22 protein-coding genes are annotated in these 21,702 nt (G+C 60.9%); 12 read left to right on the forward strand and 10 right to left on the reverse strand.

Going from position 1 to position 21,702, the window contains the following annotated elements; genetic code table 11:
- Nucleotides 1-10 precede the first annotated feature (10 nt).
- The 4 genes from tauA to FHW76_RS09085 all read right to left on the reverse strand — a co-directional run bounded on the left by tauA (nucleotide 11) and on the right by FHW76_RS09085 (nucleotide 3,725).
- Nucleotides 11-973, reverse strand: coding sequence for a taurine ABC transporter substrate-binding protein (tauA, locus tag FHW76_RS09070; RefSeq protein ID WP_060876166.1), 963 nt, complete (start codon nucleotides 971-973; stop codon nucleotides 11-13).
- Between the two features lie 224 nt (nucleotides 974-1,197).
- Nucleotides 1,198-2,130 carry a homocysteine S-methyltransferase gene (gene mmuM / locus FHW76_RS09075; protein ID WP_055323071.1) on the reverse strand — a complete coding sequence of 311 codons (933 nt, stop codon included), beginning with the start codon at nucleotides 2,128-2,130 and terminating at the stop codon, nucleotides 1,198-1,200.
- A complete protein-coding gene (gene mmuP / locus FHW76_RS09080) occupies nucleotides 2,117-3,526 on the reverse strand; it encodes an S-methylmethionine permease (protein WP_032739171.1) in 1,410 nt (469 codons plus the stop codon). The genes mmuM and mmuP overlap by 14 nt, the downstream gene beginning before the upstream one ends.
- An 82-nt stretch (nucleotides 3,527-3,608) precedes the next feature.
- The gene (locus tag FHW76_RS09085; protein ID WP_012542728.1) at nucleotides 3,609-3,725 is read right to left on the reverse strand and encodes a hypothetical protein; all 117 of its coding nucleotides are present in this window, start codon (nucleotides 3,723-3,725) and stop codon (nucleotides 3,609-3,611) included.
- Nucleotides 3,726-3,799: 74 nt separating this feature from the next.
- On the opposite strand from FHW76_RS09085, the gene eat reads away from it, so the two are divergent.
- From eat to eutC, 3 genes are read left to right on the forward strand one after another with little or no spacing between them, the layout of a single operon-like run.
- The gene (gene eat / locus FHW76_RS09090; protein WP_008805328.1) at nucleotides 3,800-5,179 is read left to right on the forward strand and encodes an ethanolamine permease; all 1,380 of its coding nucleotides are present in this window, start codon (nucleotides 3,800-3,802) and stop codon (nucleotides 5,177-5,179) included.
- Nucleotides 5,180-5,188: 9 nt separating this feature from the next.
- Nucleotides 5,189-6,577, forward strand: a complete 1,389-nt coding sequence (locus tag FHW76_RS09095; RefSeq protein ID WP_016160361.1) for an ethanolamine ammonia-lyase subunit EutB — start codon at nucleotides 5,189-5,191, stop codon at nucleotides 6,575-6,577.
- Entirely contained in the window at nucleotides 6,574-7,350 is a 777-nt protein-coding gene (eutC, locus tag FHW76_RS09100; RefSeq protein ID WP_064166043.1) for an ethanolamine ammonia-lyase subunit EutC, read from the forward strand. The genes FHW76_RS09095 and eutC overlap by 4 nt, the downstream gene beginning before the upstream one ends.
- 440 nt (nucleotides 7,351-7,790) lie before the next feature.
- Here eutC and FHW76_RS09105 read toward each other — a convergent pair whose 3' ends face one another.
- Nucleotides 7,791-7,934 (reverse strand): hypothetical protein, encoded by a 144-nt coding sequence (locus tag FHW76_RS09105; protein ID WP_046881799.1) that lies wholly within the window; start codon nucleotides 7,932-7,934, stop codon nucleotides 7,791-7,793.
- On the opposite strand from FHW76_RS09105, the gene FHW76_RS09110 reads away from it, so the two are divergent.
- Genes FHW76_RS09110 through FHW76_RS09130 form a run of 5 tightly spaced genes read left to right on the forward strand, consistent with a single transcriptional unit; the run spans nucleotide 7,927 to nucleotide 12,458 of the window.
- Entirely contained in the window at nucleotides 7,927-9,033 is a 1,107-nt protein-coding gene (locus tag FHW76_RS09110; protein WP_004147267.1) for an ABC transporter substrate-binding protein, read from the forward strand. The two genes, FHW76_RS09105 and FHW76_RS09110, sit on opposite strands and share 8 nt — an antisense overlap.
- A gap of 19 nt (nucleotides 9,034-9,052) precedes the next feature.
- Nucleotides 9,053-9,952, forward strand: coding sequence for a branched-chain amino acid ABC transporter permease (locus FHW76_RS09115; protein ID WP_002890128.1), 900 nt, complete (start codon nucleotides 9,053-9,055; stop codon nucleotides 9,950-9,952).
- Nucleotides 9,952-11,001, forward strand: a complete 1,050-nt coding sequence (locus tag FHW76_RS09120) for a branched-chain amino acid ABC transporter permease (protein WP_008805324.1) — start codon at nucleotides 9,952-9,954, stop codon at nucleotides 10,999-11,001. Before FHW76_RS09115 ends, FHW76_RS09120 begins: the two co-directional genes overlap by 1 nt.
- The gene (locus tag FHW76_RS09125; RefSeq protein WP_008805323.1) at nucleotides 10,988-11,770 is read left to right on the forward strand and encodes an ABC transporter ATP-binding protein; all 783 of its coding nucleotides are present in this window, start codon (nucleotides 10,988-10,990) and stop codon (nucleotides 11,768-11,770) included. Before FHW76_RS09120 ends, FHW76_RS09125 begins: the two co-directional genes overlap by 14 nt.
- Nucleotides 11,763-12,458 (forward strand): ABC transporter ATP-binding protein, encoded by a 696-nt coding sequence (locus tag FHW76_RS09130; protein WP_004204908.1) that lies wholly within the window; start codon nucleotides 11,763-11,765, stop codon nucleotides 12,456-12,458. The genes FHW76_RS09125 and FHW76_RS09130 overlap by 8 nt, the downstream gene beginning before the upstream one ends.
- 116 nt (nucleotides 12,459-12,574) lie before the next feature.
- On the opposite strand, the gene FHW76_RS09135 is transcribed toward FHW76_RS09130, so the two are convergent.
- Nucleotides 12,575-12,751: a hypothetical protein gene (locus tag FHW76_RS09135; RefSeq protein ID WP_012542732.1), complete on the reverse strand. Its 177-nt coding sequence runs from the start codon at nucleotides 12,749-12,751 to the stop codon at nucleotides 12,575-12,577.
- A 327-nt stretch (nucleotides 12,752-13,078) separates the two neighbouring features.
- Between FHW76_RS09135 and FHW76_RS09140 the strand changes: the two genes are divergently transcribed.
- Genes FHW76_RS09140 through FHW76_RS09155 form a run of 4 tightly spaced genes read left to right on the forward strand, consistent with a single transcriptional unit; the run spans nucleotide 13,079 to nucleotide 16,136 of the window.
- On the forward strand, nucleotides 13,079-13,888 hold the full coding sequence (locus FHW76_RS09140; protein ID WP_064166042.1) for an ABC transporter substrate-binding protein: 810 nt from the start codon (nucleotides 13,079-13,081) through the stop codon (nucleotides 13,886-13,888).
- Nucleotide 13,889: 1 nt separating this feature from the next.
- Nucleotides 13,890-14,708, forward strand: coding sequence for an amino acid ABC transporter ATP-binding protein (locus tag FHW76_RS09145; RefSeq protein ID WP_008805322.1), 819 nt, complete (start codon nucleotides 13,890-13,892; stop codon nucleotides 14,706-14,708).
- Nucleotides 14,705-15,457: an amino acid ABC transporter permease gene (locus FHW76_RS09150; protein WP_012968860.1), complete on the forward strand. Its 753-nt coding sequence runs from the start codon at nucleotides 14,705-14,707 to the stop codon at nucleotides 15,455-15,457. Before FHW76_RS09145 ends, FHW76_RS09150 begins: the two co-directional genes overlap by 4 nt.
- Nucleotides 15,447-16,136 carry an amino acid ABC transporter permease gene (locus FHW76_RS09155; protein WP_008805320.1) on the forward strand — a complete coding sequence of 230 codons (690 nt, stop codon included), beginning with the start codon at nucleotides 15,447-15,449 and terminating at the stop codon, nucleotides 16,134-16,136. The genes FHW76_RS09150 and FHW76_RS09155 overlap by 11 nt, the downstream gene beginning before the upstream one ends.
- A gap of 3 nt (nucleotides 16,137-16,139) precedes the next feature.
- Here the strand turns inward: FHW76_RS09155 and FHW76_RS09160 are convergent, their stop codons facing one another.
- The 4 genes from FHW76_RS09160 to FHW76_RS09175 are packed head-to-tail and all read right to left on the reverse strand — an operon-like array spanning nucleotide 16,140 to nucleotide 21,671.
- Complete coding sequence (locus FHW76_RS09160; protein ID WP_008805319.1) at nucleotides 16,140-16,850, reverse strand: fimbria/pilus periplasmic chaperone; 711 nt, start codon at nucleotides 16,848-16,850, stop codon at nucleotides 16,140-16,142.
- Nucleotides 16,819-18,462: a fimbrial adhesin EcpD gene (gene ecpD / locus FHW76_RS09165; RefSeq protein WP_012968862.1), complete on the reverse strand. Its 1,644-nt coding sequence runs from the start codon at nucleotides 18,460-18,462 to the stop codon at nucleotides 16,819-16,821. Before ecpD ends, FHW76_RS09160 begins: the two co-directional genes overlap by 32 nt.
- The gene (gene ecpC, locus FHW76_RS09170) at nucleotides 18,452-20,977 is read right to left on the reverse strand and encodes a fimbrial usher EcpC (RefSeq protein ID WP_183476561.1); all 2,526 of its coding nucleotides are present in this window, start codon (nucleotides 20,975-20,977) and stop codon (nucleotides 18,452-18,454) included. The genes ecpD and ecpC overlap by 11 nt, the downstream gene beginning before the upstream one ends.
- Nucleotides 20,978-21,002: 25 nt before the next feature.
- On the reverse strand, nucleotides 21,003-21,671 hold the full coding sequence (locus FHW76_RS09175) for a fimbrial chaperone EcpB (RefSeq protein WP_008805316.1): 669 nt from the start codon (nucleotides 21,669-21,671) through the stop codon (nucleotides 21,003-21,005).
- Nucleotides 21,672-21,702: the final 31 nt, after the last annotated feature.

Here is a 21,702-nt window from a genome sequence, read left to right on the forward strand (position 1 = left end):
GCCGCCTCCTTTACTTCACGAAACGGTCAGTGACGTACTGACGATAATCGGTTCCCGCCGCGGGCACTTTGCCCTGCTCTTTCAGGAAGCGCGCGGTATCGACGATGGCCTGATTGACCGGACCATTCAGCGCCTGCGCCTGCTCAGCGGCGGTCAGGTAGGTGTTCCCCTTCACCAGCCCGGGGACATCGGCTTCCGGCACGCCGCTCAGGCGCGCCAGCTTGCTGATGTTGTCCGGCTGTTTCAGCCATGTTTCCGGGTTGGCGATGTAGGGCTGCTGGGCGTCGATGGCGCTTTTAGCAAAGGCTTTGACGATCTCCGGATGCTGCTCGGCGAAGTCCTTACGGACCACCCAAACGTCGAGGGTCGGCGCGCCCCACTCCCCAACCTCCGCGGAATCGGTCAACACCTTGCCCTCTTTTTCCAGTTCGTTAACCGCTGGCGCCCAGACGTAAGCGCCATCGATATCCCCGCGCTGCCAGGCGGCGATGATCGCCGGCGGCTGCAGGTTAATAATCTGCACCTGGCCCGGCTTGATGCCCCAGTGTTTGAGCGCCGACAACAGGCTGTAGTGGGTGGTGGAGATAAACGGCACGGCGATGCGCTTGCCGATCAGATCTTCCGGTTTGGTAATGCTTTTTTTCACCACCAGCGCTTCGGAGTTGCCGAGCTTTGAAGCGAGCAGGAACACTTCAATCGGCACCTGCTGACTGGCGGCCACCGCCAGCGGGCTGGAGCCGATATTACCGATCTGCACATCGCCGGAGGCCAGGGCGCGCACCACGCTGGCGCCGCTGTCGAATTTCCGCCAGTCGACGGTCGCGCCGCTGGTTTTGGCGAAGGTGTTGTCCGCCTGGGCGACTTTCGCCGGCTCAGCGGAGGTTTGATACGCCACGGTCACGTTGACCGCCTGCGCCTGGAAGGCGGCGACAGCCAGCGCCGCCAGAAGAGTAATTCGCGATGTGAATGCCATAATGTCTGCTTCCCCTGAGTTGTTATAGGTGCAGTATTTCCGGCATCAGGAGGGAGATGAAGTAATTAAAAATTCTGGCTAATAGCGAATCGTTTTTAGAACAAAAGCGGGAAAGGATAGTTGGTTTTGAGCGGTTGGTTAGTGGCAGAGGGTTGGCGCCGGGTGGCGGCGACGGATCGCGCAAAGTGTAGGCCGGGTCAGCGCAGCGCCACCCGGCAAAAAACTCAGCGCTTCGCGTTAAGCGCGGCGATATCCTTCGGCGTGGTGCGGCAGCAGCCGCCAATCAGCTTCGCCCCGGCCGCCAGCCACTGCGGCAGATAATCCGCCAGGGTAGCGCAGGCTTCGCCATGATGGTGCCAGGTCTTGCTCACCGCATCATAATGTTCGCCGGAGTTAGGATAGACCACCAGCGGCAGGGCCGTCAGGCTGTGCAGATGCGCCAGCGCCGCGGGCGTATTTTCCAGGGCGATACAGTTGATGCCCACCGCCACCACCTGCGGGTTATCCGCCAGGGCAGCCATCACCTCGCGTAGCGGCGTCCCATCGCTGAGATGTTCGGCGTCGCGCAGCGTGAAAGAGTACCAGGCGCGGGCGCGGGGATAGTCCTGCAGCAGGGCCGTCAGCGCCTGGATCTCAGCAAATGACGGCAGGGTTTCACAGGCCAGCAGGTCGGCGCCCGCATCCAGAAGGGCTTCGACGCGCGGGCGGTGGAAATCCTGGAACTCTTCCGCGCTGCGCTGATAATCGCCGCGATACTCCGAGCCGTCGGCGAGAAATGCGCCATACGGCCCTACCGAACCGGCCACCAGCAGCGTGCCGGCCTGCGGGTTCTCGGCGAGGTACGCCTCGCGCGCTTTGCGCGCCAGTTCGACGCTTTTGCCGATCAGCGCCCGGGACTGCGCATCATCCAGCCCGCGCGCGGCAAAGCCCGCCGGGGTGGCCTGATAGCTGGCGGTGATCGCCACCTGCGCCCCGGCGCGAAAGTAGTCGAGATGCACATCGCGGATCAGCTGCGGGTTCTCCAGCAGCACTTTCGCCGACCACAGGCTGTCGGCCAGATCGCAGCCGCGGGCCTCCAGCTCGGTGGCCATGGCGCCGTCCAGCAGGACATAAGGCTGGGCGGCAAGCAGAGCAGTGAACGGGTTAGTCTGCGACATGTTGGGACTCCTGAGTCATATTCCGTGAACGAGTGAGATACCAGGCACCATAGCACAGGGCCACAAAGGGGATCCCGCACCACAGCGCAATTCTCTGGCTCGGGTCAAAGGCGAGGCCCACGCAGGCCACCAGGCACAGCACAAACCCCAGAACGGGCACCACCGGATACCAGGGAGCGCGATACTGCAGATCGCTCAGCGCCTTACCCTGCTGCAGATGGCGGCGGCGGAACATAAAGTGCGAGGCGCAGATGCTCAACCACACCGCCACTACCGCAAAACCGGAGATCGCCGACAGCGCCACAAACACCGTATCGGGCGCCACCACGCTGGAGAACAGCGCCAGCACGCCGCCCAGCATACTCACCGACAGCGCGGTCACCGGCACGCCCCGTTTATTGACTTTGGCAAAGCAGGCCGGCAGCGTCTTCTCGTTCGACAGCGACCACAGCATCCGCCCGGAAGCGTACAGGCCGGAGTTAGCCGCCGACAGGATCGCCGTCAGGATCACAAAGTTGAAAAGATCCGCCGCGTAAGGGATGCCCACCTTTTCAAACACCAGCACGAAGGGGCTTTTCTCCACCCCCGCCTGCTGCATTGGGATCAGCGCCGCCAGCACGAACACGGTGCCGATAAAGAAAATAATCAGCCGGGCAATGGTGGTGCGGATGGCGACCGGAATAACCTTATGCGGGTTTTCCGTCTCTCCGGCGGCAATGCCGATAAGCTCCGTCCCGGAGAAGGCGAAGTTCACCGCCACCATGGTCATCAGGATCGGCAGGCCGCCGTGCGGGAACCAGCCTTCGGCGGTGATATTGTGCAGGCCCGGCGCCGGCGAGCCATCCTGCATCGGAATGATGCCGAAAATGGCCGCGCCGCCGAGAATAATAAACGCGATGATGGTGATCACTTTCACCAGCGAGAACCAGAACTCGCCTTCCGCGAAGAAGCGCGTCGAAATGATATTAAGGCCGAAGATCACCGCGCAGAACACCACGCACCAGATCCAGACCGGCACCTGCGGGAACCAGTACTGCATGCAGAAACCCGCCGCGGTGAAGCTCGAACCCAGCGCCACCGTCCACGTCAGCCAGTAGAGCCACGCCACGGTATAGCCCGTCGCCGGGCCAAGATAGCGCGCCGCGTAAACGTGGAAGGCGCCGGTCTCCGGCATCGCCACCGACAATTCACCGAGGCACTGCATCACCAGCCAGACCACCAGGGCGCCAATCAGATACGCCAGCAGCGTCCCGGCCGCGCCGGTGGTGGAGATGATATAGCCGGTATTAAAAAATAAGCCGGTGCCAATCACGCCGCCGAGCGACAGCATGATCAGATGGCGCGTTTTCATGGTGCGCTTCAGTTGCCCACCTTGTTGTTGTGTTGTGCTTTGCATTTTATTTTCTCACGCCAGCCCGCTTGCCCGGGTCATGATGCGTATAAACGTATAGACATCTAAACATCCAAAAGAAGAAGTGTTATACCGTGCCGCCGCGGAAAAAGCAAAGCCGCTGCACCAGGGCACGCGCCGACAGCGTGCAGCCTGCCCCATTTTTGCGCAGCGCCAGCGGGCGCGCCACGCGCTGACGCCTCATCGCGACGGACCACGTTCTGGCACTCTCTTTGCAGCCTGTCGTTCAGAACCTTTCTATCTGGCGAGGCAACACGTATGACAGAGCAAACCACCACCTTAAAAAGAACGCTCGGCAGTTTTCGTTTATGGGGGATCGCCGTCGGACTGGTGATATCCGGGGAGTACTTCGGCTGGAGCTACGGCTGGTCGCAGGCGGGCACGATGGGGTTTATGGTCGTCGCCCTGGCGGTCGCCGCGATGTACTGCGCCTTTATTTTCAGCTTTACCGAGCTGACCACCGCCATCCCGCACGCTGGCGGCCCTTTCGCCTATGCCTACCGCGCCTTCGGGCCCACCGGCGGCTTTATCGCCGGTTTTGCCACCCTGATTGAATTCGTCTTCGCCCCGCCGGCCATCGCCATGGCCATCGGCGCCTACCTCAACGTGCAGTTTCCGGCGCTGGATCCGAAATGGGTCGCCTGCGGCGCTTACGTGATCTTTATGACGCTCAATATTCTCGGCGTCGGCATTGCCGCCACCTTCGAGCTGATCGTCACCCTGCTGGCCATCTTCGAGCTGCTGGTGTTCATGGGCGTGGTCGCGCCCGGCTTCTCCTGGAGCCACTTCACCACTAACGGCTGGGCGGGCGCGGAAAGCTTCAGCGGCCTGGCGCTGCCGGGGATGTTCGCCGCCATTCCGTTCGCCATCTGGTTCTTCCTCGCCATTGAGGGGGCCTCCATGGCGGCCGAAGAGGCCAAAGATCCGCAGCGCACCATTCCGCGCGCCCTGGGCGGCGGCATTCTGACGCTGACGGTGCTGGCGATCGGCGTGATGGTCTTCGCCGGCGGCGTCGGCGACTGGCGCGCGCTGTCCAATATTAACGATCCGCTGCCCCAGGCGATGAAGACGGTGGTGGGCAATGGCAGCGGCTGGCTGCATATGCTGGTGTGGCTGGGGCTGTTTGGCCTCGTCGCCTCCTTCCACGGCATCATTATGGGCTATTCGCGGCAGATCTACTCCCTCGCCCGCGCCGGCTATCTGCCCGCCGGGCTGGCGACCCTCAACCGCCGCACCCGCACCCCGCATCTGGCGATCCTCGCCGGCGGGGTGGTCGGTATCGCCGCGATCTTCTCCGACTCGCTGATCACCATCAGCGGCATGCCGCTGACCGCCTGTATCGTCACTATGTCGGTATTTGGGGCTATTGTTATGTATATCACTTCCATGGCGGCGCTGTTCAAACTGCGCCGTAGCGAGCCGAAGCTGATCCGCCCATTCCGCGCCCCGCTCTACCCGCTGGCGCCGGCCTTTGCCCTCGGCATGGCGGTGCTCTGCCTGGTGGCGATGGTCTGGTATAACCTGCTGCTGGCGCTGATTTTCGCGGCGATGATGCTCGGCGGCTACCTGTGGTTCCGCAAAACCGCAGCGGCCCGTGAACGGGCGCCAGTGGATCCTCAACTGCGCACGGTCTCCTGAGGAGGCGGCATGTATAAAACCACGCTATCGGGCCAGGTATGGCGCTTTGATAGTCTGAAAACGTTGATGGCGAAAGCATCGCCAGCCCGCTCCGGCGACGCCCTCGCAGGGGTTATCGCCACCTCAGCCGAAGAGCGGATGGCGGCGAAAATGGCCCTCGCCGAGGTGCCGCTGACCGACATTCTCGACAACCCGCTTATCCCTTACGAGCAGGACGAAGTGACTCGCCTGATCCTCGACACCCATGATGCGCAGGGCTTTGCTGCCCTGCGTCACCTGACGGTCGGCGATTTTCGCGACTGGCTGCTGGATGATGCTACCGATACCGCCACGCTGCAGCGGGTCGCCCGCGCCATCACCCCGGAGATGGCGGCGGCGGTCAGTAAGCTGATGCGCAATCAGGATCTGATCCTTGCCGCCAGCAAATGCCAGGTGGTGACGCGCTTTCGCAACACCATCGGCCTGCCCGGCCACCTCAGCGTACGCCTGCAGCCCAACCATCCTACCGACGACCTGAAAGGCATCGCCGCCAGTATGCTCGACGGGCTGCTGTACGGCGCCGGGGACGCGGTGATCGGCATCAACCCGGCCAGCGACAGCTTACCGGTGCTGGCGCAGCTGAACGTCATGCTGGACGATATTATTCAGCGCTTCGCCATTCCCACCCAGTCCTGCATTCTGACCCATGTCACCAATACGCTGCAGCTGATTGAGCGCGGCGCGCCGGTGGATCTGGTGTTTCAGTCGGTGGCGGGAACCGAAGCGGCCAACAGCGGCTTCGGCATCAATCTTGCCATGCTGCAGGAGGCCCGCGAGGCGGCCCTCAGCCTCAGGCGCGGTACCCTCGGCAACAATGTGATGTATTTTGAGACCGGCCAGGGAAGCTGCCTGTCGGCCAACGCCCACCACGGCGTCGACCAGCAGACCTGTGAGGCGCGGGCCTACGCCGTCGCCCGCCACTTTGAACCGCTACTGGTCAATACCGTGGTCGGCTTTATCGGTCCGGAGTATCTCTACGACGGCAAGCAGATTATTCGCGCCGGGCTGGAAGATCACTTCTGCGGCAAGCTGATGGGCCTGCCGATCGGCTGCGACGTCTGCTATACCAACCACGCGGAAGCGGATCAGGATGATATGGACACCCTGCTGACCCTGCTGTGCGCCGCCGGGCTCACCTTCCTGATCGGCGTGCCCGGAGCGGACGATATCATGCTCAATTACCAGAGCACCTCGTTCCATGACGCGCTGTACGCCCGTCGCCTGCTGGGCTTAAAGCATGCCCCGGAGTTCGCCGACTGGCTGGCGAAGATGCAGATTATCGATCCGCACGGCACGCTGCGGCTCACCGACGCCCGCCATCCGCTGCTGTCCGTCCTGCCGCAAGGAGCCTCCGTATGAACCGTCCCGATGCCTGGAACCCGCTGCGTGAATTTACCGATGCGCGGATCGCCCTGGGCCGCAGCGGCGCCAGCCTGCCGACCCGCGAAGTCCTCAACTTTGGTCTGGCCCACGCCAGAGCGCGGGATGCCATTCATCAGCCGTTCGCCAGCCAGCAGCTGGTGGCGCCGCTGGCGGCGCTCGGCCTCGACGCTCTGACGGTGCACAGCGCCGCGCCGGACCGTCACACCTATCTTCGGCGTCCGGATCTCGGGCGGCAGCTCGCCGACGAAAGCCGCGCCGACCTCGCCGCCAGCGGCGTCCGCCCCGCCGATCTGCTGCTGGTGATCGGCGATGGCCTCTCTTCCTGGGCGGTAGAGCGCCAGGCGGTGCCATTGATCCGCGCCCTGCTGCCCTATCTGCAAACGCTGGGTATCGGCCTGGCGCCGGTAGTGCTGGCGCATCAGTCGCGGGTGGCGCTGGGGGATGATATTGGCGAAACCCTGAAAGCCCGCGCGGTGGCGATCCTGATTGGCGAACGACCGGGTCTCTCCTCGCCGGACAGCCTCGGCGTCTACCTCACCTGGCAGCCCCATCGTCAGCGTCTGGAATCTGAGCGCAACTGTATCTCCAATATTCGTCCGGAGGGATTAAGCCATGACGCCGCCGCCTTTAAACTGGCCTGGCTGCTGGAGCAGGCTTTTTTACGCCGCGTCACCGGCGTGCAGTTAAAAGATGAAAGTGATAATCCGGCGCTGCATGGAAAAATAAAACCGTTGACCCCTTTAAAATAATAAGTCACACCAGCAGCAGAATAAATTTTAATACTACCGGGCGCACCTGAATATTATATTCGGGTGCGCGCTGAAATTGCCCGACGGCGCTTCGCTTGCGCGGGCCTGCGCAAACCGTTCAACCGGTTTATATGGTGGATTTTTCAGGCCGGGTAAGGCGCCAGTCGCCCCCCGGCAAAATGCGTTCACCGTACCAAAAACCGTGTTGTCATCAGCCTTATGCCCCTCCCTGCAGGTAATAAGAATATTGCATGAGTAAAAACGAAACGGACGTTGTAAGGTAAATCAGCGCATTAAAAATACCCGTCATACTTCAAGTTGCATGTGCGTTGGCTGCGTTCTCTCCCCCCAGTCACTGACTTCGGTAAGCGCCTGGGGACTCGCTCACTTGCCGCCTTCATGCGACTCGAATTATTTAGGGTATATATCTCGTTATCTATTCAACATAACAGCCAATAATTCGTCGGACACGCTGGCGAATTATTCCTCAATGTTATGCAGTCATTGATGGTTAAAGATAAATAATCGACCGACGGAGAAATACCAATGAAATCGTTTTCCGGGAAAGCGTCTTTAATGGCCACGCTGGTTGCCGCGCTGGTCGGCGCCAGCAGCGCGCAGGCAGCGGAAATTAAAATCGGGGTGGTATTACCCCTGAGCGGCGCCCTCAGCGGCTACGGCCAGCCGTCGCAGAAAGGGCTGGACATTATTCAGGCCATCACCCCGACGTTAAAAAATGGCGATACCATCAAGCTTATCGTTATCGATGATAAAAGCGACAAAGTCGAAGCGGCCAACGCCATGCAGCGCCTGGTCTCCAGCGATAAAGTGGATGCCGTGATCGGGGAAGTCACCTCCTCCAACACCCTGGCGATGACCAAGATCGCCGACGACAGCAAAACGCCGCTGGTCTCCTCCACCGCCACCAACGACCGCGTCACCCGTAACCATCCGTACGTCAGCCGGGTCTGTTTCTCGGACAGCTTCCAGGGGGTGGTCGGGGCCAATCTGGCCTCCCGCGATCTGAAAGCCAAAACCGCCGCCATCGTGTTTGACAGCAGCAACGACTACTCCGTCGGCCTGGCGAAAGCGTTCCGCACCCAGTTCCTGAAAAACGGCGGCACCATTCCCATCGAGGTACAGGCCCCGGGCGGCAGCAAGGACTTTAAAGCCCAGCTGGCGAGCGTCAAGGCGAAGAATGTCGACATGATTTACATGCCGATCTACTACACCGAAGGGGCGCTGATTGCCGTGCAGTCTAAACAACTGGGGCTCAACAAACCGGTGGTGGGCGGCGACGGTCTGGCCGCGGATCAGGTCTTCTTCGATGTCGGTAAAGACGCGGTCAACGGCTATATGACCACCGATTATTACTCGCCGAACGCCAAAGAGCAGACCCCGGCCGGGGAAACCTTCATCAAAGCCTGGGAAGCCAAATACCAGCAGCCGACCCATACCTGGGGCGCAATGGCGGCGGACGCCTATAACGTCATCGTCAACGCCATGAACCAGTGCAGCGATCCCCACGATCGGGTCTGCGTGAATGAAAAAATCCGCGCCACCAAAGATTTCCAGGGCGTGACCGGCACGCTGACGTTACAGAACGGCGATGCCATTCGCAGCGCGGTCATCAACGAAGTGAAAGATGGCAAGCTGGCGTTTCGTACCGTGGTTAACCCTTAAGTTGTGACGAGGCTACAAAATGGACGGCGCCATTTTTCTCCAGCAAGTGGTCAATGGAATGAGTCTTGGGGGCATGTACGCCCTGATTGCCATCGGTTATACGATGGTTTATGGCGTGCTACGGCTGATCAACTTCGCCCATGCGGACGTGATGATGGTCGGCGCGTTTAGTACGCTGTTTTTATTTTCTTCGGTTGGGCTACCCTTCGGGGTAGCCGTTTTCCTGACCCTCGGGCTGTGCGGCCTGTTTGGTATGCTGATTGACCGGGTCGCCTATCGTCCGCTGCGTCAGGCCTCGAAAATCTCCATGCTGATCACCGCCATCGGCGTCAGCTTCTTCCTCGAAAACCTGTTTAACGTGCTGTTCGGCGGCAGCTCACGCTTCTTCTCCGCCCCTGACTTTTTCAACCAGACCCGCGCCTTCGGCAGCGTCATCATTACCAACGTGGCGTGGATTGTGCCGCTGATCACCGTCCTGCTGCTGCTGGCGATCCTCTGGCTGCTGTACCGCACCCGTTATGGGATGGCGATCCGCGCGGTGGCCTTTGACGTCAACACCGTGCGCCTGATGGGCATTGACGCCAACCGGATCATCTCCCTGGTCTTCGCCCTCGGCAGTAGTCTCGCGGCCCTCGGCGGCGTGTTCTACTCCATCAGCTACCCCACTATCGATCCCCTGATGGGCGTGCTTATCGGCCTGAAGGCCTTCGCCGCCGCCGTGCTGGGCGGGATCGGCAGCGTCACCGGCGCGGTGCTGGGCGGCTTTATCCTCGGTTTTACCGAAGTGGTCGCCGTGGCGATCTTCCCCGAACTGGGCGGCTATAAAGATGCTTTCGCCTTCCTGTTCTTGATTCTGGTCCTCTTGTTCCGCCCGGTCGGCATTATGGGCGACGAACGTCTGGAAAGGAGCCGTTTCTGATGCTCAACGCGACGACGACCGCCGGGGCGCAGCTGCGCAACCTGGCCATTATTGTCATCTGTATCGCGCTGCTGGCCGGAATCAACGTGGTTTTCAATGACTACATTGTTCGTGTCATCAGCACCATTTTTATCTTTATGATCCTTGCGGTCAGCTACAACCTGATCAACGGCGTGACCGGCCAGCTATCGCTGGAGCCGAACGGCTTCGTGGCGGTGGGCGCCTACGTCACCGCCCTGCTGATCCTCTCCAGCGACAGCAAGGTAGACATGTTTGAAATGGCCGCCCCCAGCCCGTGGATCCTCAGCCTGCACGCAGGCTTCCTCCCTGCCCTGCTGATAAGCGGCCTGTGCGCGGCGGCGCTGGCGGTGTGCCTCGCCGTGCCGGTCTTCCGGGTGCGTGGCGACTACCTGGCCATTGTCACCCTCGGCTTTGGGTTTATCATCAAGATCCTCGCTATTAACAATCCGCAAATCACCAACGGCGCCATCGGGCTGAACGATATTCCGCAGCAGCCGCATCTCCTGTTCTGGTGCGGGCTGTTCGCCCTGCTGGCCACCGGCATGATCCTTCAGCTGGTGTGGTCGAAGTATGGCCGGATGATGAAAGCCATTCGCGACGATGAAGATGCGGCGATCGCCATGGGGGTCAACACCTTCCGCATCAAAACCTGCGCCTTCGCCACCAGCGCCTTCTTCGAAGGGATCGGCGGCGGTCTGCTGGCTTCGCTGCTGACCACTATTTCCCCGGGGCTGTTCGACTTTATGCTCACCTTCCAGCTGCTGATTATTATCGTCCTCGGCGGGCTCGGCAGCACCACCGGCGCCCTGCTCGGCACCGTACTGGTGGTCGGCAGCGGCGAATGGCTGCGCTTCCTCGACCAGCCGCTACAGTTCTTCGGTCACGATCTCGGCGCCTATCCGGGCCTGCGAATGGTGGTTTTCTCCCTGCTGTTGCTGATCATCATGCTCTTCGCCCGCGAAGGGCTGCTGGGGAAAAAAGAGATTTGGCAGATGGGAAGAAGGAACAGCAGCTATGGCGGAAAATAACGTTATCCTGCAGGTGCAGGACGTCACCATGCAGTTTGGCGGCCTGCGGGCCATCGACAATGTCAGCTTCCATGTTGATGAAGCGGAGATCTTTGGCCTTATCGGCCCTAACGGTGCGGGCAAGACCACCCTGTTTAACGTCATCACCGCCAACTATAAACCCACCAGCGGCAACGTCACCCTGGCGGGTACGTCGCTGAAGGGGCTGAAGCCCAACCAGGTGGTGAACGCCGGGATCGCCCGTACCTTCCAGAATATCCGTCTGTTTAACTCCATGACGGTGCTGGAGAACGTGATGGTCGGACTCGACCGCGCCAGCCGCTACTCGCTGCTGGAGGCAGCTCTGCATATTGGCCGCTACTTTCCGGCCGAGCGGGCGGCGAAGGCCAAAGCCATGGCCATCCTGGAGGACATCGGTATCGCCCACTTCGCGCATATGCAGGCCACAAACCTAAGCTATGGCAACCAGCGCAAAGTGGAGATCGCCCGCGCGCTGGCCACCGCGCCGAAGCTGCTGCTGCTCGATGAGCCGGCCGCCGGGATGAACCCGAAGGAAACCGAGGACCTGGCGGAGCTGATCTTCCGCATGCGCCATGACTATCAGCTCAGCGTCCTGCTAATTGAGCACGATATGCCCTTCGTCAACCGCCTGTGCGAGCGGGTGATGGTGCTGGAGTACGGTAAGCCGCTGTTCAGCGGCCTGATGGCCGAGGCGATCCAGCATCCTGACGTCATTTCCGCTTATCTGGGAGAAGCCAATTATGCTTAACGCCCGGGAACTGAAGGTCTTTTACGGCGTGATCCAGGGGCTGAAAGGCGTTGATATCGACGTCTATGACCGGGAGATCGTCACCCTGATCGGCAGCAATGGCGCCGGTAAAACCTCCACCCTCAACGGGATCGTCAACCTGGTGCGCTCCAGCGGGCGCGTCAGCTTCCTCAACGACGATATCTCACGCAGCCAGACCCACCAGATTGTGCGCCGCGGACTGGCGCTGGTGCCGGAGGGACGTCGGGTCTTTACCAACCTGACCATCGAAGAGAACCTGCGCATGGGCGCTTACAATAATCTCGCCGGCTACACCCGCCTGCGCGATCGCATGTACGCCCTCTTTCCACGGCTCAAGGAACGACGCCATCAGATGGCGGGCACCATGAGCGGCGGCGAGCAGCAGATGCTGGCCATCGCCCGGGCGCTGATGAGCGAGCCGGTGTTATTGATGCTGGATGAACCGAGCCTCGGGCTGGCGCCGAAAATTGTCGGAGAGCTGTTCGGCATCATTAAGCAACTGCGCGAAGAGAATATGACGGTGCTGCTGGTGGAGCAGAATGCGACGGCAGCACTGGCTATCGCCGATCGGGCGTATGTCCTGGAGAATGGCCGGATCACCTTGTCAGGCGCGGCGCGGGAGATGCTGACTAACCCGGAAATTAAGCGGATGTATCTGGGGGGATAAGCGTGGTCAAAACTGCCTGGGCTGCGGCGGCGCATCCTGTGTTGCCGCAACCTCAGGCAGTCTCTTGCTACACAAAGCACACCTCGTTCCAGTAGGCTTCTCGCGTCCTGCGTCGCTCAGTATGTCTTATCATGACGGAACCACCGGGTTTCCACGTTGCCAATGTCCACGCCGTAGAGGCTGGCCACCGGCAGTATCGCCTCCATGACGCGCTGGGTATCCTGCTGTCCGGCTTCACCGTTGGACAAAAAAGCCAGCCAGCCCGTTAATCGTTGCCACAATGCCACTTTCATTTTCTCCTCTGTCGGGAAGCGAATCGCCTGGGTCTATTTCAACCACAGTTGGCCGGGCGCGGGAAATATTAATTCCGAATTTGCAATCCTGGCTGGCGCATATTACGCCCGCTCCTATCCCCTCACCCTAACCCTCTCCCTGAGGGAGAGGGAACCGCCCGGCAATCGTTGCCGCGCCGGTAAAACGCCAGCGGCGCATAAAGAATACCCACAGGTTTGTTAAGTTCTTTTTCGTTATAGATAAGAATTTTTTCTTCTTTGCCGCCGACGGGGAATTTGTGGGAGCGTGATGTCCACAAAACAAAACAGGGATTCAGGGGAAAAAACATGCGCAATAAAACCACAAAAATGGCACTGGCGCTGGGTATGCTGCTGCTCGCGTCTCAGGCACAGGCAGACCAGCTGGCTGACATCAAAGCCGCCGGCGTCGTGAAAGTCGCCACCTTCGACGCCAACCCGCCGTTCGGCTCCGTGGATGCCAAAACCCACCATATCGTCGGCTATGATGTCGACTTTGCCCAGGCGCTGGCGAAAGCGCTCGGCGTCAAACTCGAGCTGGTGGCCACCAACCCGGCCAACCGTATTCCGCTGCTGCAGTCCGGCAAAGCCGACCTGATCGTCGCCGACATTACCATCACCCCGGAGCGGGCCCAGGTTATTGATTTCTCAACGCCGTATTTCGTCACCGGCCAGCAGTTCCTCGTGCCGGCCGGTTCTCCGGATAAGCTTGATGAGTACAGCAAAGCGCGCATCGGCGCGGTGAAAGGCACCACCGGCGAACAGGCCCTGCACCAGCGTTTCCCGCAGGCTCGCGTCCTCTCCTATGACGATATTCCGCTGGCCCTGACCGCCCTGCGCAACGGCAACGTCCAGGCCATCACCCAGGACAGCACCATCCTCGCCGGTCTGCTGGCGGAAGCGCCGGATAAAGCCAAGTTTAAAATTCTGCCCGACCTGCTCAGCAAAGAAGAGATTGGCGTGGGCGTGAAGAAAGGCGAACCGGCCCTGTTGAAAGCCGTTAACGATGAGCTGGTGAAGCTGGAGAAAACCGGCGAAGCCGCGAAAATCTATGATGTCTGGTTTGGCCCTGCCACTAAAACGCCGCAGCCGCGCGCCTTTACCATAGAAGCGAAATAATATGTTCTCGGGTTTACTCTCCCACTCCGCGGCCCCGGCCGCGGATTTTTCACGTCTGCAGCGCGCCAGCATTACGTTCCGTGATGTGGCCAAGCGCTACGGCGATCATCAGGTGCTAAACGCCATCAACCTGCAGGTCGAGCCCGGCGAAGTGGTGGCGATCCTCGGCCCTTCCGGTTCGGGAAAATCGACGCTGATCCGCTTGATCAACCAGCTCGAATCCTTAAGCGGCGGCGAGATCCTGATCGACGATAAACCGACCAGCCGGCTGAGCGGCAGCGCCTTGCGCCAGCTGCGCAGCCGCGTCGGCTTTGTCTTCCAGCAGTTCAACCTTTACGCCCACCTGACGGCGCAGGAGAACATCACTCTGGCGCTGGAGCGCGTTCACGGCTGGGGGAAAAGCGCGGCTCAGGAGCGGGCGCTGGCGCTGCTGCGCCAGGTCGGACTGGAAGAAAAAGCGCAGCAGATGCCGGCGCAGCTCTCCGGCGGCCAGCAGCAGCGAGTGGCGATCGCCCGCGCCCTGGCCTCCTCGCCGCAGATTATCCTGTTCGATGAGCCCACCTCGGCGCTCGACCCGGAGATGATCGGCGAAGTGCTGCAGGTGATGAAAACCCTCGCCCACAGCGGGATCACCATGCTGGTGGTGACCCATGAGATGCAGTTTGCCCGCGAAATTGCCGACCGGGTGGTGTTTATCGACGGCGGCGACATTCTCGAGGTCGCCCCGCCGGCTGAGTTTTTCGCCCATCCGCAGCATGCCCGCGCACGGCGTTTTCTGCAGAAGGTGCTGGATCCGCTGCACCAGGAGAGCCTCGAGTGACGCCGATGCTTGACTGGCACGGCGTCCTGAGCGGGCAGCCGTTGCAATGGATTATCTCTGGTTTTCTCACCACCGTCTGGGTCAGCGTCGCCGGGATCCTGCTCGCCACCCTGCTGGCGGTCCTGCTGCTGGCCCTGCGCCTCGGCGGCGGCCGCGCGGGGCGCGGACTGGTGGCCGCGTGGGTCTCGTTGTTTCGCAACACTCCGCTGCTGGTCCAGCTGCTGTTCTGGTACTTTGCCGCCTGGAACCTGCTGCCGCTGGCGGTGAAGGAGGTGGTGAACGACGAACACGCCTGGTCCATTTTGCCGGGTAACGTCTGGTGGCTGACGCCGGAGTTCCTCTGCTCGATGTGGGGGCTGGGGGTCTTTACCTCCGCCTTTCTGGTGGAAGAGATCGCCTCCGGACTGCGCGCCGTCAGCCACGGGCAGCGGGAAGCCGCGCTGTCGCAGGGCTTTACGCCGTGGCAGGAGCTGCGCTTTATCCTCCTGCCGCAGGGGCTGGCCAACGCCTGGCAGCCGATTGTCGGCCAGTATCTTAACCTGATGAAACTCTCATCGCTGGCCAGCGGCATCGGCTTTGCGGAACTGACCTATCAGGTACGACAGATTGAGAGCTATAACGCGCACGCCCTGGAGGCGTTTGCCGTCGGTACCGCGCTGTACCTGGCGCTGGGGGTGGCGATGGGCGTGGCGCTAACGCGTCTCGGCCCGGGAAGAAAACTGCAACGGAGCGCCCAACATGAACGCTAATCTGGCGGTGATCGCCGATAACCTCGATTACCTGCTATGGGGCCGACTGGCGGAGGGCCAGCCCGGCGGCGTGGCGCTGACCCTGCTGATGGCCATCGGCGCCACCCTGCTGGCGCTGCCGGGAGGCATTGCGCTGGCGGGCCTGGCCTGGCGCTACGGCGGGCTGGTGCGGCGTCTGCTGTTTCTGTGGGCGGAAATTATTCGCGGCATCCCGCTGATATTTGTCATCTTCTGGCTGTGGTATCTGTTGCCGATGCTGACCGGCGGCGATCTGCCCGGCGCGGTGACCGTGACCCTGGCGCTGGCGTGGTTTACCGCCGCATCGGTGATGCACTCGGTGCTGGCCGGGCTGCAGTCGCTGCCGAAAGGACAGTATGAGGCGGCGCTGACCCAGGGGTTCGCCCCCGGGCAAACGCTGCGCCTGGTGCTGCTCCCGCAGGCGCTACGCAATGTTCAGCCCTCGCTGGTGGGGATCTTTATCGGCCTGCTGAAAGACACGTCGCTGGCGTTTATCGTCAACGTCCCGGAGCTGACCACCGTGGCCGGTCAGGTCAACAACCGGGTGCAAATCTATCCCCTGGCGATCTTCGTTTTCACCGGCGCGGTGTACTACCTGCTGTGCTGCGGTCTGAGCCTGCTGGCCAGCCGGCGTTTTACCCGCCGCGCGACCGCCGGATAAGGCTCACTCCGCGGGACGGGGCTTCACCGGGCAGGTATCGCTGATCTTAATAAATTTGTCGTTATAAACCAGATAGTGGTTCCCCGGCTGGCGCAATGCCGGCTGGCGAACCACGTCGCCAGGACGCAGATACCACGCGTCCCCCTCCTCTTCGGTCGAATCGCATCCGGGTTTAATCAGCAGCTTGAACCAGGTATTGCCGGTGTTGCTCACCGTCCCGGCCACCTTATCGAAAGACCATTTAAACTGCACCTCGCGTGGGCGCACCACCAGAATGGTATCCATCACCACCACCGGCTCCATGCTGACCTCGCCGCCGGTCGGGCTGCGCCTCGTCAGGTTGCGGGTGGGGATTTCGCGAAACGAGACCCGATAGTAGCGCTCGCGGTTATCCCGCGGGCCATGATAGTAAAATTTAAAATACTCGCTCTCACCTGCCTGCAGCACCAGCTGGCGGGGGGCAAACAGCAGTTCGCCATCCACCGGCCGGGAGCGGACTTCGCTGCCGCCCGGACGATCGATGGCGCTGATGGCGATGCGGTACAGCCGCGCGCTTTTATTGTTGTTGACCACCCGTTTACTGGCGAAATCCGCTTCGGCCGGCAGGGAAAAGGTCAGGTTGCCGACCGAGATCGCCTGCGCCAGCGGCGCTGCCAGCAGGCAGCCCACCGTCAGCAGGGCCTTAGTTAATGTTGCGCCACGTCGCCTGAACATGAATCTCTCCTGAAGCGCTGACTTCGCCAAACCAGCCGTTATCGTCTACCGTCCGCAGCGAAATGGCGTTATCCATCGGAATCGAAAATTTCACCGTGGTCTTATCCATCTGCCCCACTTCGCCGGAGATATCGGTCCATGGCGTGGTCAGCCACAGCGCATCGGTCATATCCCGCCAGCTGTCATCGCACCCGGCATCGTAGGTCTGCGTCGTGCCGCTGCGGGTGATAAAAGAGAGCGTCGCCGGGAACGGCACTTTCGCCGTACCGTCATCAGAGCTGAAGAGACAGTAGGAACGCCCGCCAATCACCTGCGCCGGTCCGGTCACCTTGATCAGCACTTCATCGGCGGCCGTTTTACCGCTGGTGGTGACGATGTAGCCGAAATCGAGCGCCGGTTCGCCGCTGCCGACATATCCCTCGCGCGACGGCGCCGAGGTATATTCGTCCGAGATAATGCTGATGCTGAAATCACGGGGCTTGATAATCAGCGTGTTGGAGGTGGAAAACTCATACCAGCCTGACTCCGGCGAGGTGGTGTTCTGAAAGCGAAAGTTGAACAGATCCTTGGTGTTGATATCGCTGATCCCGAGGTTCACCATCTGCTTAAAGAAGTTGCTGGAGAAGAAAACATAGATCGAGTCTGAGCTCTTCATTTCGTTGAAAGTGTAGTAATAAGCGGTATTGCTCACCGGCTTCCAGGAGCTGCCGTTGAGGCTGAACTGCATATCGTACGCCCCGACGGCCGAGGCCAGCGACGAGTTGGCGATCGCCGGGAAAATATGGATCGAGGTGTTGCTTAAGCCGTTGGTCTGCAAGGTATAGTTGACCATCTTACAGCTTAATCCTGCGCGGCTGCCGATGGTCTGCGTCTGGCAGTCGGCGTTCCCTTCTCCCAGGGTCGGCACGCCGTCGCTGTTGATAAACACCTCCGCCAGCGAGTGGGTATTAATCAACCGCAGGTTCGCGGCTTTGGTGTGGGTGACGTTGCGCACATACCAGTTACCGGAGGCCTGATCCTTACAGCGCGCACCGCTGCTGGCATCGTAGTTCACCGAGGTCTGACAGGCATTGATGGTCATCGTAAAGCTGCCGCCGACCGGCATCTGCTGCAGATATTGATAAAACGCGTCCGACATCATGCCGTGCATCCACTTCGCGCCGCCGCTGGTCACCGTCGCGCCATAAAACCCGCTGGCGTCGGTGGTTTGCGGCAGGATCAGGCTGGTGGCCATATCGCACCCGGCGTACCAGTTGATGCAGCGCAGGCCGGTTAAGGGGTGCGAAACCGGCGAGTTTTCCAGCCACATATCAAACTTCCAGTTGGCATTGAGCCCGGTGTTGTAGCCGTTATCGATATAGCCGAGACTCTGCTGATAAATGGTGCCGGAGCCGGTGTATTTTAAGCCGGTCCAGCGGTTAGCGCCGGTCATACGCGGATCCAGCGCCCCGCCGGGGGTGACGAAAAAGTTGTCGTCGGAGTTGTTTTCAACAAACACAAACTCGCGCGCCGGCGCATCCGACCAGGTGGTCTTGGTCACCGCCGCCCTGAGTGCGGCTGCCGGCCAAAGCAGCGCGAGGATCGCCAGCGCCATCAGTGCATTAACTTTCATTCTCTTCTCCTGTCTGCTGCACCGCCGCCCACGACGAGAGGCCGCTGCAGACCACATCCCCGACCCAGACGGCGCCGCGTGCCTGGCTGAGCTCCAGCGCCACTTCGCAGGTTTTATTGCCGCCGTAGCTGAAATCGATAGTGGGGTATTTCTTATCCACGTCCATGACAAACTCGCCGTTTTCATCGGTCCGGGTACGGCCGATATGGTTGTTAATCCGCGCATTCGCCAGCAGCGTGCCGTCTTCTGCACGAATACGACCGGAGACGGTGACCATCTGCTTCACCTCTGGCTCAATCACTGCGACGTTGCCCGGATAAAGGGTCAGATGACTCTTACGCCCGCTGACGATGTCGTAGCTATCGAGCGAGTTTTTGCTGTTCTGCAGCTCCACCTCATAGCGGCCATAGGGAGAGAGCGGCAGGTAGTTACGCTTGCCGCTGAGCGGGAAAATCCGCCCGTTAACCCTGGCGCTAATCTGACCATCGTCCTCCAGCCCGGTGTTGAAGATCACTCCGGCGTTACCGTCAGTTCGTCCGCTGGCGGCGATGTTTTTGCCCTGCCAGCCGACGCTGCCGCTGGCGGTGAGGTTAGTGTTGACGTAGCCGTCCGCCGCACTGTTGACGTTCAGCGTGCCGCTGGCGTAGCGGGCGTCGAACTGGGCATACGCTCCGCCGCTGAGGGTTTTGTCATCCCCGGTATCGCCGGAGATGGCCCGCGACAGATTGGCGCCGATGGTGCGAATAGTGCCTTCATCAAACTGCTTGCGCGCTGAGAGGTTAGCCATGGTGTAGCCGTTCTGATGGGTCATCCCGGCGCTGAACCAGTTGCCCAGCGGCAGCGAGAGATCGAGAGCGATATATTTCCCGGTGTTGGCGCTGCTGTCGCCATTGTTATAGCGCTGGATCCCCGCCCGCAGGCCGAGCGATCCAAACGCGCCGCTGTAGACCGTCTGATAGTAATCCGCTGTGTAGTAATGACTGTTGTAGCGGAGGTCATCGTTGTAGCTGACGCTGAACGTCCCCAGCTTCGACCACAGCGCGTTCAGGTTGAGGGTGCCGCCGATCGCCCGGTTGTCGGCATCGCTGCGCCGCAATTGATCGCCAATGCGGGTTCTCTCCTGGTTGACCCACACTGAACTGAAGCCTCCCGGCAGCGTAGCGCTGATGCTGCCGACGCTGCTCCAGGAACTGTCGCTGGCCAGCATATTCTGCAGGTTAACGTTGATCGACTCGCCCAGCGGCAGCGTCAGGCGAGTTTCCCCCACCGCCTGGTTGTCGTAGCCATAGCCCGTTGCCGCCCAGCTCAGGGTGCTGAGCGACCCGGAGGTCGAGAGGCCTGCCAGCCAGCTCTCTTTTGCCGGCCGGGTCTTTTTGCCGCTTTCCGACCAGCGATCCATATGGAAACTGCCGCCCCATACCTGCCACGCCAGCGGCGCGCCGATGCCGCGTCCCCGGCTGAACAGCTTATTGACCCGCTGGGTGCGTTTGCTGACCACCCGACCATTAACGATCACCTCCACTTCCACGTCGTAAATACCGTACGGCAGGCCGCGGGTATCCACTTCATGGTTGCCCATGGCGAAGTTCTGGACGCTCAGCAACCGGCCGTCACGGGTGAGATGCACCTCGCCCGCCGCCGGTAAAAAGGCAATCACCGGCGTGGCCGACTGACTGTTGTCGAAGACGGTGGAGCTGGCCTGATTCCCCCAGGAAAGGCCGTAAATCTTGCCGGCCGAAATAGCGGTCATCGGTCCCAGGGACTGCAGGTTCCAGGTGTCGAGCATCCCGCCGGCAAAGCGGTGGCCGGCGAAATCGCGCTCATACATGGCCTTATATAATTCACTGTCCTGCTGACCGCTGCCGATCCCGTACAGCGAGCCGTCGAGCACCACGTGATGCTCTCGCAGCGCGGTGACGTTGTTCAGCGACAGGTAGCTGGAGGTGTTGCTCCCGCCATTGCGCATCTGGTTGTTATAGACGCCGAGGTTATAGCTCAGGTTGCTGCTGAGGGTGTTCACGCTGGACTGACCGATATCTTCGCTGCGCGAGCGCAGCACGGTGCCCAGCGCCTCGCGTTTGACCACCAGCTGCAGCAGCAGCTGACGCAGGCTGAGATCCAGCTGCGCGCTGTCGGTCAGGGGAATGGTGAGTGCCTCGCTGAACGGGGCGTTGGCCAGGCCGATCAGCTGCTGTCGGGTCTGTTGGCTGACGCTGGCGTTCCCCTCGCTCTCCTCCAGTTGGATCTGCCGGACACGCAGCTGGCCGTCGTCCAGCCAGATAAAGGCGCTGCCGATCCGCTGATCGTCACGGGTGTCCTGGCTGCCGGCAAGATGAATATAGAGCGGGACGCTCATACCGTCCTGCAGCGCCCGGCTGAAGGCCTGCGGAATAATCACCCCGCCAATCTGCTGGGCACTTACGGCAGCAGCGCTGGCGTCGGGCTGAACGAACAAAAAGATCATGCCGAAGGCAAGCTGCGTTTTCAGTCCTGGGGAAATCCGTCGTAGAGGCATCGTCGTTATCCATCTGCACAACTGTCTATTTCACGGGAACAAACTGCTCACCCTGCCAAAGCGCAACCCGTCCTTTTTTATTCGCCGTGTCCACCTGCGTAAAACGGCGCGATTTACCCGGCATCAGGTAGTAATTCTCTTTACACTCCTTACCGTCGGCGGCCTTCAGGCAAGGGCCGTAGGCGAGGATCCGCAGCGTCGCATTCCCGGTGTTGGTCAGGGAGCCGTTGGCGTACTGAAAGCGGTAATTCACCTGGCGCGGCGCCACCACCAGAATGGTGCCGATGCGGGCGGACGCCGTCGCTACCGCGCTGCGGTTGGCGTTATCGCGCTGGGCATCGCTGAGTGCCTGGTCGAACCAGACAATGCGGTAGTAACGCTCTTTGTCATCCGCCGGGCCTTTGTAGAAGAAACGGATGACATCGCTGGCCTGAGCGGGTAGCAGCAGGCTGGCGGGGGTAAGCAGCACCTCATCCGGTTTATCCATCGGGATAACCTGCCCACCATCCAGCGGGGAAGAGAGCCGTTCGAGATGGATATTGATCAGTCGACCGCTGTCTGTGCTGTTCTTGATTGTTTTGCTCAGCGTGCTGCTGCCGCTGTTCATAAAAGATGAGATATCGCCGACATCCAGCGCCTGCGCCGGCGACACCCCGACAAGCAGCAACCCGAGAGCCAGAAGGTGCTTTTTCATAACAATTCCGTCCGTGAAAAAAGCAGGGGGA

This window comes from Klebsiella sp. RC2, from assembly GCF_014192815.1.
Lineage (GTDB): Bacteria > Pseudomonadota > Gammaproteobacteria > Enterobacterales > Enterobacteriaceae > Klebsiella > Klebsiella variicola.